The organism is Alsobacter sp. KACC 23698 (assembly GCF_045348435.1).
Lineage (GTDB): Bacteria > Pseudomonadota > Alphaproteobacteria > Rhizobiales > Beijerinckiaceae > Alsobacter.
In genome coordinates, this window is the sequence record NZ_CP157484.1 from 1,366,030 (window position 1) to 1,377,653 (window position 11,624).

Consider the following 11,624-nt stretch of genomic DNA (forward strand, 5'->3'; position numbering starts at 1 on the left):
AGGGGGGTCGCCCCACCCAAATCGAGATCGTCACCGGTCTGCCAAGGAAATCTTATTCGTGCCGTTTCATTCGCAGCCGCCAGTGATTTTCCACGATGGGAAGGCCTTGTTTGACGCCCTGGACTGCCCCCGCATGCTTCAGGTCGCCATGACGGGCCTCGATCCGCAAACGCGGCTCACGCCTGAGCTCATCGCAGCGGTCCGGCAGACCCTTGAAGCCCAATACGACGCATTGACCACGATATTTGGCGCGCATTGGTTTAGGCGCTGGACCATAAACAGCGCGGAGAGTCTCCAGCGCTTGAATCGCCATGTCGATCAAGGCCTCGCTGTGCGGGTGGAGAACACGCCCTACAGCGTTGCTTTCCACGTGGCGCTGCGGTGGGAGAACAAACCCAATCCCCCGGGTCACATCCCCAGCCGCGCTACGGTCGAAGAGGGAATTGGTGACGCTCTTGCGGCTCACGTTTATGTTCTGGTCCGTTTGTGGACCGGCTACCACTCGGTTCGGTTCCGAAATCGGAAACAGGCTGAAGAGCAAGCGCTCCAGGAACTGGTGGAGGTGATCAGCCCGCTTTTGCCCATATCGAGCGTCAATCAAAAAGCCAATCACGATGATAGGGCGACGGCGAACGCCATGCGATTGGCCGAGCGGCTGAAGGACCAGGGCGCCAAGGTCGCCGGGTCCCAGCACGGCAAAGCTCGTGAGCTCACCTATGAATTGTACGAACAAGGCCGCGGGCTAGCCGGGAGGGATGATGAGCATCCGCCAGCCTTGATCAGCACGGCCATGAAAAGATTGAAGCTGCTGGTGGAATGGCGCCTGCGCGCGCGCGCGCGCCACCTCGCCGAGCGCCAGGACCGATCCGAGCAGCGAGCGGATCATACGCTGCGCAACTTTATCGCTCCGCAGATTGTGGGCTCACGCTGGCAAAATCCCTCCTGGACGGAGATCGCCTGGGCGGCTCGCGCGTATGAGTTCGACGCGACCGAGCTTTTCGGCAGCCTCGAATGGCTTCGGCCCATGGCCTACGCCTATCGGGCGATTGGGGCATATGAGCGCCGGAAGGTTAAGCCCGAGCCAAGCAGCGATGCAGACGACCTTGCACTGCATGGGCTTCGGGCGATGCGCGACGTCTGGCCGCATCGGAGCCATCCGGAGCTTGACCTGCTGAAAAGCGAGTTGCCCGTGGAAGTGGTCGGGCAACTCGCTCCAGATTAGGGCGCTTTCAGGTCAACGCCATTGCAGCAGCCGCATGAGGCGCGCGAAAATCGACATGCGTCGCTGCTCGCGGTCTTCACCGACTTCAACGCCTCGATCATAGGCCGCCCGTTCTCGCGCCGTGATCAGCTGGTAACACTCCGCCGACGTCAGCCGAACGAATGAGAGACGGTGACGGAGATCCTCGTGGATGGTGACTTCCAGCCCGCGAAGCATGGCCCTGCGATCCAGTGCGGCGCGGGAGGCTGCTTCAGCCCACAGCAGATCCGTTCCGAAAGGGAAAGATCTTGGCGAGCTCCTGGCCCAGCTCATGGAGATAGGTGGACACGTCAGCCCTGACCTGGCGCACGACGGCGGTCGGCTCACCTGTCAGCTCGACGAGTTCAGACACGGGGCGCTCCCTGAACTGCGCCGGATTCAGCCGAGCGCGTTCCAAAATGCTCATCGTCCGCGGGTACAGCAACGGATGTTTGATGGCGTCCCCGCGATCCCGGGCCGGCTGGAGGACTTTGTCGACGAAGGTCCCAGCAGCGCCAGACAGGTTAGCGTAGCTGGCTCCGGTCTGGCCCTCCACGAACACGATGCGCGCACTGTCCGGCAGCACAGCGGTGAGCCGCTCAGCCGTGCGGCCAGCGAGCGTCAGCGCATCCGCTTCGGGCAGGAGCGGCACGAACGCGATGATGGCGACCTCGGCCTGCCTCAGCTCTTCATCGAGGTCCTGGGCGGCCCAGAACTCGGCGAAGCGCGCGTCGAGATTGGAACCGATGTCGATGACCACCACCTCGTTCGCGGGGTCGAGAACCATGTCGAGCAGCGGCGCAAGGGCGGTCGCGTCGGCGAGATCGTCGCGGCGGATCTCTTCCGCACCAGGCATCTCGATCGTGGTCACAGGCAGGTTGCTCATGACCCCCAGCCGCTCCTGGCGGTCCACCTGGACAGCGCGCACGTTCAGCCCCGCGAGCGCGAGGGTGGTCAGCAACGCCGTGCCAAGGGTGGTCTTTCTGACCCCGCCCTTCTCTGAAGCGATAATAAGGACCAGCTTCTTGGGGAAGACGAGCTTCTTGTGGGGGGGCAGGTTCTCGGGGAGGACCAGCTTCTTGGGCTCGGGGCGAGCCTCGGCCATTTTGTTGACCATGGGATGAACTCCGGTTCAGCGGCCCGATTCGGCCGCACCGCAACCGTGACCCCAGCTCTGGCCAATCTCACCCCACCCAAATTGAAATTCCGCCCCTCTGTCCTGAAATGCTGATGACGATGGATCGGGCGGCAGCTGACGCCTGGGCCAGCCAAGCTCGTCGGCATGCAGCAGCCATCCAGGTGAGAATGGCGCTTGCTATGGAGCGAGAGCCTCACGCTGGGGAGCGCTCAGGGCTCGTCATGCGGCCGGATCGAAGTCGCCCACCCTGCTTGCCGCTCGCGCCGTGATCGCAGGGTGGCCACCTTCGCTCTGAACCTCAGCAGGTCAAGGGCGCCCGTCAAAGCCGCTCTCCACCGCAACGGCAGCCCGCTGGCGCGCAACCCCTTCCTACACTCACACCCAAGGTGCTCAGTTCCAATGCCCAGGGCTGCACCGGCCTGTGGCGGATCGCCAAAGGCGCATCGACGCTGAGCTGCATCAGGCGCAATGGCCCGGGCGGCGCGAAAGGGTCCGCAAAACGTCCTCTTGCACGTCAATGTCGGGCGGCTCTGCTGTTCGCTCGGAGGGCGCCCAACTTGCGCGGGCGACGATCTCCCCTGTCAGTTTGCGCTTCCATTGTGAACGCCGGCCGAAGGGGAGGGGGCTGTCGGGGCGCTGCGCTCCCCAGTGGCGCGCTTCGACCCGAATGCATCTGGCGAGCTCGCTTACGTCGTCTCGGGTCTTGTCGCCATGGCAGTGTCGGCAAAGGATCTGAAGATTGTCGACAGCGTCCGCCCCGCCCATCGAAAGCGGAAGGACGTGATCCACCTCCCAGGCCACGCCAGGCCGGAGCTCAATTTGGCAGCCCCGACACCGGTGGCCGGAAGCCTTCAGCAGAGCCAGCCGGGTTTTGGTCGAGAAACGCTTTCTCACCGGGGACGCCTCGCCCCTGGGGCCTCACCCCGCCACGAGGGGCAGTGCCGGTCCGCGACGGCGGCGATGTCGGCGGCCACCGCGACGCGACGCTTAAGCAGGATCTCGGCCAGGGCCAGGATCGCCCGCCTGTTCGCCTCGACCAAGCGGACGGCGTCGCCCAGCAATCGCGCCAGGTCGGCCTCCACCGTCCGCGCCAGGGTGGGATCGAGCGTCAGGTTGCGGTCGATGTCGGCGGGCCTGGCCCGGACGGTGAGGGTCTCGCCGAGCCCCCAACACGCGTGCATGATCGCCAGCACGCGCGTGGCGTAGGCGAGGTCCGACGCCGCTCCCCCATCCGGTCCATTTCCGAGCGCCATATCCGCAGCGCGGCCGGCGAGCGCCACAATGACCCTCAGTTCAACAAGCGCCCGGGTGGACGGAGCCCCGTCGACAGCCAGATGCGTGACCCCGCCGGCGTCGCCGGAACGGATGATGCTGGTTCGCGGCACCTGGAGCCCGAGGCGGTACGCGATGATGGCGTGCGCCGCCTCGTGAATGGCGACGGCGCGCAACTCCTGCGGCGATCGCGGATCCGCCGGCGCCGATTCGGCCATAAGGTCGGCCAGGACCATGGGTCGGCCTGCGGCCTCGGCCCGGCGTTTCGCCCCCCTCACATAGCCCGCGAGGACCGCTCCCGTGGCGCCGTCGGTCACGCGGGCGACCACGCGCGCATCTGCCTCGCTCAGGCCGGGACCGGCATGGTGGCGCAAGATGTCCGCGCGGCCGTCCTCGTCCGGGGGCAGGATCTCAAAGCGCCTGTCGAACCGCCCTGGCCGGAGAAGCGCAGGGTCGACCCTATCGATGTAATTCGTCGCCGCCAGCAGCACCGCGGCGGGGTTCCTGGCGCGCAGCCGATCCACACGCAGAAGGAAGCCCGTGATGGCGCTGGTCCAGAAGTCGGCCCCGCGCGGAGACAGCTTGGCGCGGCTCGGCAAGGCGTCCAGTTCGTCGATAAAACCGACGATGAATCCGGAGCTCTCCAGACGGTCGAAGAACCGGGTGTATTCCTTAATGATCGAGTCCAGGAAGCCCGCGGACTGAGAGAACCAGTCGGCGACGCTGGTGGTCAGCAAGGGAACGCCCGCCGTGGCGGCGATCGAGCGCGCCAACATCGTCTTGCCGGTCCCCGGCGGTCCGAAGAAGAGAGCCGAGCCGAGCGGGACGCCGATTCCGTCCCGCCGTCCGCGCTCGACATCGCCCACGAGACCGAGCGCCCAGTCGCCCGCCTCGCCGTAACCGCCGAGTTGCGTGAGAACGGGAGCGGCAAGCTCGCCGGGGGCCACAGCCTGGCTGGCCCGAAGCAGCCGAGCCACGCAGTCTTTGGCCCTGGAGCCGCTTCGCAAGGCCGCGGCGACGTCCAGAAGGTCGAGACCTGCGATGTGCCCCGCGACTAGGCCGACCGGCGTCGCGCCGGACAGGCGGCGGATCGCGGCCGCCACCATCTCGACCGACAGTCCCGGAATGTCCAGAACCAGGTCGGCGGCCCGCACGAGCACAGCCGAGAGAAGGTCGAAATCGTGCGTCACCGCGATGACCGGGACCCCCAGATTGATGAGTGAGAGCGCGTTCCCGTCGGGATCCTCGAAGGAGCGCGGCTTCTTGTCGCCAGACACCACCCTTGCGCCCGGCGCCAGGCGAAGGAAGGCGTCGGTCATCGGCCTGATCCACTCCACGCTCGGCGCCTTGCAGAGAACCACCAGCGCGCCGCTCTTGCGCAGCAGGCGGCGCTCACGTCTCGTGAGGGCTCGCTTGAGCGCCTGGTCCGCCAGCAGCGCCACCGAAGTCACGCTCGGGCCAGGACTGCGACGGAGGAGATCGCCGAGATCGTCGCCAGCGTCGTCCAGAGAGACGGCGCTCGCCTCAAAGCGGCTGGAGCTCTCGGCAGTTTGTCGCTCAGACTTGGTCATGACCGGTCACCTTTGATTGCGGCAGAGGATCGGCGGGGAGATCGTGCGAGAGATCGCGTCGGGCCATCACGACTCCAGCAGATGCCGACGAGCCCAAAGCGCCACGGGCGTGTCGGAACTGATCGGCTGCCCGAGATCTACCGCGATGAACCGCTCGCCCAGCAGGGCGAGCAAAGCCCGGACGGGATGGAAGGTCTCGCCAACCAGGTCAGCAAGGTCGCCCATGGGGGCCACGCCTCCCCGCGCCTCGATCTCCGCGGCGATGCGGCGGCGGCCTTCGATCGACGGCGCCTCGCCGCGGTTGGCGGCGACCATCGCCGCGGTGGCGAGCTGCGGTTGCCGGCGGACGGCGGTGTCGGGAACGAGGATGACCCGCTCGCCAGCCGCAGCGGCGGCCTTCTTGAGGCTGAGCAGCTTGTGGCGGGTCGGGTCGCAGCGCCAGATCGCAGCGGGGGCGGCCACGACAGTGACCGCGCCCGCTTGCAAGCGGATGCGCCGCACGACAAGGCCCGCGCCGGACAGTCCGAGGGGACGCTCAAGGCCCTCGACCATCGGCGAAGGCCGCCATCCCCGGACCTCGGGCGCGGCTTCGAGCCGGAGGTCGAGGGCCTCCGCCAAGGGATACTCGGCGGCCGTGCGCGGATCGAGAAGGATCACATCGGGATTGATGGTGTGGGCGACAGGCATGGGTATGTCTCTCCAACGGCCGCCACAGGGCGCCGCACTCTTGAAGCTTCGGAAGAAGAACGAGGGTCAGGCGAGGCGCCGCCAGACGCTTTTGGGGGAGTTGTCGCCCAGGATCAGGCGCCCGCCATTCGTCAGGCTCGGGACGGCGATGGGCACGGTGAGATCGAGCACCTCGGGCCGCCGCTCGTCCGGACGGAGAATGGCCTGCTTTTGCAAGAGGATTCTTTTCCTGTCAAGGCCATCCTGGATGAAGCCGGCCGGGTCCTTGCGGACCTGAGAGCCGGCCAGGATGACGGTCCAACCGTCGCACTGGACGGCGGTCGCCTTGACGCCGTCCTTGTCCAGGACGTGAAACGCGGCCTCGCGGCGACGAAGCAGGTCGGTCGGCCAGTCCTGCGACCAGCCAATGCGAACCGGCCGGGCGGGAGCCCGTGCAAACGGCGCCGGCGCGAATGCGTCGCGATAGGGCGTGTTCGCGACGCCCGCCTCCAGGATCGGCGTCCCGGCGTCGATCAGCGGATGATGCAGGTCGTCGACCCAGCGCTGCGCCACAGCTTCATCCGACGCCTGAACCTGACGATCGCTCGGGGGCGTGCTGGTGATCACGTGCGAGCGGGACAGCAGCGCCGCCTCGTGCAGGGCCTTCTCCAGGGCGTTCAGCGCCGAGGACGAGAGGCCCTCATTGGCCTCCGCGCAAAGGATAGGCCTGATTGTGATGACCGACAGCCTTTCGGGAGCGAGGCGGGGCTTGCTCTTGTGGCCGGCCATGCGATCGCGCGGACTCACCGTCTGCCCGATATAGGCGGCGGGCTGCGCGGACCCGTCGAGGCATCCTGCGACCACATAGATGGCTGGGCGCTGGAATTCGGCGCAAGCGAGGAGAACCTTGACCTGCGACCACGGGGCGGCGCCCACCATCAGGCCGGTGATCGGGCTGTCGACGATCCGCACCTCGGGGGATGCGGGATGGTGACGGCAGGTGACTGCGGACCAGACACGGGAGGTCTGGCCGCGACTTGGCGACCGGGTGGACATGGGATTCTCCATGAGCGTGCGCCGATCCGGGCCAATGACATCGGCAAGGATCAGGCGGCGCGGGACTTGAGAAGACGGCAGGCCGAAGCCTGACGCCGATGTCTCACGCTATGGAGAAGGGCAGGGGAGCGGCGGACGGGTGTTCCGCGGGGCGCGAAGGGTCTTCCGCGGGGCGCAAAGAGCCGCTAACAGTGTGCTCAGCCATGGTGACATCTCTCCTAAAGATGTTGGCGTGGTCAGGCCGCCGCGGGCGCTCGAACGCCGGCGGCGGCCGCCCTCGAAGGCGGACGCCGCAGCTGCGGCTGATCACAGACGCACAATCCCACGACGAAACGCCAGGATCAAGTTATTCCCTTCACGAACAGGGTCATCCTTTCGTCGATGGTTAACCTACGCCCAAAGCGGTAGAGAAACATTTGCGGAACAGGCCATCGGCCGAAGCCCAATGCACGTTTGGCCAGCCTGCTGAAGCTTCAAGTGTGCTTTGAACGAGGCCATGGCGACCTTGGCTCAAGCAGGCCGACTTTGCGATTGGGCGTGGATGCCGCGGTGGGCGCTCGTCGAAGCCGGAAAGCACTCTGCCGCGGCGCGCTGCCTTCGGTGGCCGAGCGTGAAATGCCTCAGCCAAGACGGGCGAGCGGCCGAACCGCGACTGCTTGGCGCTGCGCGGGACGCGTCGGACTGCGCCGCTGGTCTGGCGGAAGGGCGACGGCATCGTAGGGGACGCCAAGGAGCATGCTTTTCATGAAGGCGTTGGGATCAAGCGGGCGATCCGCACGGCGGGTCGCGCGGTCGTGGACATCCCGGCCGCCCTCGCCGCGTTCGATAACACAGGGACCTCGGCTTCTCAGATACTGCGACGCGCAAGCGAGGCCCGAAGTCGGGTGCCGGCGTTCATCGCGCTGAAACAAGATTAGGTTCTTGCGGCTCCGCGGCGGGACCTGTCGTCGGGCGACCGGCGAAGGTCAATGCGACGGCTCGCTCACCCCCGGCGCGATGGGGGGAATCGCTTGCGCTCGGCAGGCCCATAGCGGCCCTGCCCTTGACCTCGCCATGAGTGCGAGCGGCGTGATTTGGGATCGCCGTCGCGTGGCCGCTAAGCGGTTCCCTAGCCGTGCGCGTCGCTGCGACGGGGGCTGGCGCCAGGCCGGACCGCGGGCGGGGGGCCGCGCCTGGCTCCAGCGGCGGCTCGTCCTCCACACGCCGGCGCAACTCGTCGAGGATGCAGGCCGCATGGTCGCAGACGTCCTCCACGAGCGCCTGCGTCTCCGACCGTTCGCCCAGCCGATGTGCCAGCGCGTCGATGCGGTCGTGCATCCGGCTCGCCACCATGTCGATGGCCGCCTGCGACGACGAGCGTTCGGCCGTCACGAACGCATCCGCCAGTTCGCCGAGAGCCAGGCGAAGGAGCGAAATGACGATCTGAGACGAAACTGCATCATTCTGATCCACGGCGCGGCTCCCACATCATCGGACCACACGCGTGGCAAGATTGATGCGAAGCGTTTCAAGCTGGCGTGGGACAGTTGCCTGGGCTGCGACCTGGGATGGGCGCGTGACGCCTCCACCCTATCCGTCATCCTCGGCCGCCTTCAGCGCTATGCCCAGCACGATGAACGTCCGGCGGGGCTGCCGGACCAGTCTGATCAGCCCGCCCAAGCCTTGCTCCCGTGTGCCCGCCACGCGCACAGTTTGGTCGTGTCCCACGGAATGGTATAGCTGGCCTGGCTGGCACAGCGTCCTCGGGCAGAGCCGAGTCTGTCAGGCTGCCGCCACGGGCAGGATGACGGTGGGATATCGCCGAGAGGAACGATGGTTTCCAGATGCTATGGGGCGTGCGCCGGACCATGGCAGGCTGGCGCTCTTCGAGACGTGGAGACGCCCATGCTGCATCCATTCACTGCCAACCGCGCGACCGCGGCCTTCGTTCAAGAGAGCACGCTTGTCGTCGTCATTGAGATGAGCCAATCCACTTGGCTTGTGGGCGGCTCGCTTCCCGGAGTCGAACGTCAGCCCCTGAAGAAGCTCGAACCTGATCCCGACCGCCTCTTGTCGGTTGTGAATCGTTGGCGAGACGAGTGTCGGGAATGTGGGCATGACGTCGAGCGCCTCGTCATCGCATATGAGGCCGGGCGGGATGGGTTCTGGCTGGCGCGGTGGCTAGCCGCCAGGGGCGCTGAGGCGCACGTCATCCACGCGAGCAGTGTGGCTGTGTCACGGGACCGTCGCCGCGCCAAGACGGATCGGCTTGACGTCGCTCTTCTGCTGCGGGTCCTGCTGGGGTGGCTTCGCGGCGAACGTGGCCATTGCAGCATGGCGGTGACGCCTTCGATCGAAGATGAAGACGCAAGGCGGCCGACGCGCGAGCGCGAGAACCTCGTTAGCGAGCGAACGCGGATCATCAATCGCATGAAGGCGTCGCTCGCTCGTCTGGGCATTCGTGATCTCAATCCGGCGCACCGCAAAGCTGTTGGCCGCCTTGACGACTTATGCACACCGGAGGGCGCCGCCCTGCCGCCGCTCGCGAAATCGGAGCTGCGCCGCGACATGACCCGCCTCCGGTTCATCGAGGACCAGATCAAGGAGATCGAGCAGGAGCGGATGGCCCGCCTCGACGAGGCCGCTCCCCGCGAAGAAAGGCCGAATGGCATGATTCGACTGCTCACCCGCGTTGTCGGCGTCGGCGTGGAGACCGCCGATATGCTCACCCACGAGATTTTTCTTCGTGACCTGGGAGATAGACGCGCCGTCGCCCGCTATGCCGGTCTGACCGGCTCGCCGGACGAGAGTGGATCGAAGCGACGCGAGCGCGGTCTGTCGCGCGCCGGCAATCCTCGGGTTCGCCGAGGCATGGTCCAGCTTGCATGGCGCTTTCTGGTCTTTCAGAAAGACTGCGCGCTCGTGCGCTGGTTTAGGGCGCGAACTGCAGAGGCAGGCGCCCGGCGGCGCGTGTCGCTGATCGTGGCGCTCGCGCGCAAGCTGCTGGTTGCGCTCTGGCGTTTGGCGATGGGCGCCGGGATCTTGGAGGGGCTCAAGATGCGGCCCGCGTGAGAAAACGCGTCGTCAGAATTGGCCTCTTGGAGGGGGCTGACGAGTCCAAGGCAGCGGCAACCCGTAACATGAGGTGGCTTCCACGCCGTTTTCCAGATAGGGACCGCCGTGGAGCCGGGCGCAGATGCGAATGACGCATCATGGTTTAGGCTCGAACGAGCCAGCCGAATACAAGGTCGCGGCACGTTCCGTGCCCCGCCCACAGGCTAGCCTCGAACTCGTTGAACCTCCCTTGATCACCTCATCGCTAGCAAGAATAGGGTCGAAAACAGGTTTGACTTAGAAAATAGAATCGCGCCGACGAGACGGACGATAGCGGCCTCGTTGGGGAAGATGCCCACGACTTCGGTCCGCCTCTTGATCTCGCCGTTGAGCCGCTCCAGCGGGTTGGTCGAATGCAGCTTGGTGCGGTGCTGCGGCGGGAAGCTCATATAGGCCAGCACGTCGGGCTCCGCCTCGTCCATCAAGGCGGCGAGCTTGGGGACCTTGGGGCGGAGTTGGTCGGCGACGCGGCGCCACTGGGCGCTCGCGGCCTCGGCGTCGTCCTGGGCGAAGGCCGTGGCGATGAAGGCCGAGACGACGCGCCGGCCGCTGCGCCCCGCATGGGCCAGGGCGTTGCGCATGAAGTGCACCCGGCAACGCTGCCAGGTGGCGGTCAGCACCTTGGCCACGGCCGCCTTCAGGCCCTCATGGGCATCCGAGACGACGAGTTTCACGCCCCGCAGGCCGCGCCGGGCCAGCTTGCGCAGAAAGCCCGTCCAGAAGGTCTCGGCTTCGGAGGGGCCGATATCCATGCCCAGCACCTCGCGTCGGCCGTCGGTGTTCACCCCCACGGCGACGATGACGGCCACCGAGACGATGCGGCCGGCCCGACGCACCTTCACGCAGGTCGCGTCGACCCACAGGTACGGCCAGTCGCCCTCGATCGGCCGTTCGAGGAAGGCCTTCACCTTGCCGTCGATCTCTTCGCACAGCCGGCTGACCGGCTTTTCGAGATGCCGTTCATGCCGAGCGCCTTGACGAGATCGTCGACCGAGCGCGTCGAGATGCCCTGGACGTAGGCTTCCTGGATCACGGCGGTCAGGGCCTTCTCGGCCAGCCGCCGCGGCTCCAGGAAGCCCGGGAAGTAGCTGCCCTGGCGAAGCTTGGGGATGCGCAGCTCGACTGTCCCGGCGCGTGTCTCCCAGGCCCGGTCACGGTGCCGGCGCCGGTCAGGCCGCCGACCTCCATCTCCATCAGCCGCTCGGCCGCAAAGCCGATCATCTCCCGCAGGATATCCGCGTCGGGGGTCTTCTCGATCAGCGTGCGAAGGCTCATCATCTCATCGGTCATCGGTGATCCTCTGGTCAGGTGCGTGTGTCGCAACCCGACCCTACCCGGAGATCGCCGGTGACCACCGATCAGCTACACCACCGCTGAAGATTGCTCCTTTGGTGAGCGAGAGGTATCGTCAGGATTAGACGAACTGAAAGACCCCGAAAAGCGATGATCAGTCAGAACTGAAGTACCGTTCGGCACAAACCTGAGTGGAGGTCCGATACTTAGCGACTGAAAATATTTGACTATCAGTAATAAATGATTTCCCCGTTCCGGTCAGACAATGCCGCTCTATGGTGACAGCTAATGTTTC

The 11,624-nt window shown here is 66.2% G+C and carries 9 protein-coding genes and 1 pseudogene; 3 read left to right on the top strand and 7 right to left on the bottom strand.

Translation table 11 applies throughout. The features are described 5' to 3' along the window. Window positions 1-58: 58 nt before the first annotated feature. Complete coding sequence (locus ABEG18_RS06325; protein WP_406857240.1) at window positions 59-1,222, top strand: hypothetical protein; 1,164 nt, start codon at window positions 59-61, stop codon at window positions 1,220-1,222. A 12-nt stretch (window positions 1,223-1,234) separates the two neighbouring features. Here the strand turns inward: ABEG18_RS06325 and ABEG18_RS06330 are convergent, their stop codons facing one another. From ABEG18_RS06330 to ABEG18_RS06355, 6 genes are all read right to left on the bottom strand, one after another. Then, window positions 1,235-1,438: a hypothetical protein gene (locus ABEG18_RS06330; RefSeq protein WP_406857241.1), complete on the bottom strand. Its 204-nt coding sequence runs from the start codon at window positions 1,436-1,438 to the stop codon at window positions 1,235-1,237. Window positions 1,439-1,472: 34 nt separating this feature from the next. Then, window positions 1,473-2,357 (bottom strand): hypothetical protein, encoded by an 885-nt coding sequence (locus ABEG18_RS06335; protein ID WP_406857242.1) that lies wholly within the window; start codon window positions 2,355-2,357, stop codon window positions 1,473-1,475. A gap of 480 nt (window positions 2,358-2,837) precedes the next feature. Then, on the bottom strand, window positions 2,838-3,272 hold the full coding sequence (locus ABEG18_RS06340; RefSeq protein ID WP_406857243.1) for an HNH endonuclease: 435 nt from the start codon (window positions 3,270-3,272) through the stop codon (window positions 2,838-2,840). Continuing rightward, window positions 3,269-5,221, bottom strand: a complete 1,953-nt coding sequence (locus ABEG18_RS06345) for an AAA family ATPase (RefSeq protein WP_406857244.1) — start codon at window positions 5,219-5,221, stop codon at window positions 3,269-3,271. Before ABEG18_RS06345 ends, ABEG18_RS06340 begins: the two co-directional genes overlap by 4 nt. A gap of 66 nt (window positions 5,222-5,287) precedes the next feature. After that, a complete protein-coding gene (locus ABEG18_RS06350) occupies window positions 5,288-5,839 on the bottom strand; it encodes a hypothetical protein (RefSeq protein ID WP_406857245.1) in 552 nt (183 codons plus the stop codon). Between the two features lie 135 nt (window positions 5,840-5,974). Then, window positions 5,975-6,943, bottom strand: coding sequence for a GIY-YIG nuclease family protein (locus ABEG18_RS06355; RefSeq protein ID WP_406857246.1), 969 nt, complete (start codon window positions 6,941-6,943; stop codon window positions 5,975-5,977). Window positions 6,944-8,176: 1,233 nt separating this feature from the next. Here ABEG18_RS06355 and ABEG18_RS06360 point away from each other — a divergent pair. Together ABEG18_RS06360 and ABEG18_RS06365 are read left to right on the top strand one after the other, a co-directional pair. Continuing rightward, window positions 8,177-8,662 carry a hypothetical protein gene (locus ABEG18_RS06360; protein WP_406857247.1) on the top strand — a complete coding sequence of 162 codons (486 nt, stop codon included), beginning with the start codon at window positions 8,177-8,179 and terminating at the stop codon, window positions 8,660-8,662. A 165-nt stretch (window positions 8,663-8,827) separates the two neighbouring features. Continuing rightward, a complete protein-coding gene (locus ABEG18_RS06365) occupies window positions 8,828-9,994 on the top strand; it encodes an IS110 family transposase (RefSeq protein ID WP_406857248.1) in 1,167 nt (388 codons plus the stop codon). Window positions 9,995-10,266: 272 nt separating this feature from the next. Here ABEG18_RS06365 and ABEG18_RS06370 read toward each other — a convergent pair. Beyond that, a pseudogene (locus tag ABEG18_RS06370) lies at window positions 10,267-11,326 on the bottom strand (IS256 family transposase); the annotation flags it as partial. Window positions 11,327-11,624: the final 298 nt, after the last annotated feature.

Bases quoted from the DNA above. Each gene is read 5' to 3' on its own strand.
- ABEG18_RS06330 (WP_406857241.1), bottom strand. From the start codon at position 1,438: ATGCTTCGCGGGCTGGAAGTCACCATCCACGAGGATCTCCGTCACCGT.
- ABEG18_RS06335 (WP_406857242.1), bottom strand. From the start codon at position 2,357: ATGGTCAACAAAATGGCCGAGGCTCGCCCCGAGCCCAAGAAGCTGGTC.
- ABEG18_RS06345 (WP_406857244.1), bottom strand. From the start codon at position 5,221: ATGACCAAGTCTGAGCGACAAACTGCCGAGAGCTCCAGCCGCTTTGAG.
- ABEG18_RS06355 (WP_406857246.1), bottom strand. From the start codon at position 6,943: ATGTCCACCCGGTCGCCAAGTCGCGGCCAGACCTCCCGTGTCTGGTCC.
- ABEG18_RS06360 (WP_406857247.1), top strand. From the start codon at position 8,177: ATGGTCGCAGACGTCCTCCACGAGCGCCTGCGTCTCCGACCGTTCGCC.
- ABEG18_RS06365 (WP_406857248.1), top strand. From the start codon at position 8,828: ATGCTGCATCCATTCACTGCCAACCGCGCGACCGCGGCCTTCGTTCAA.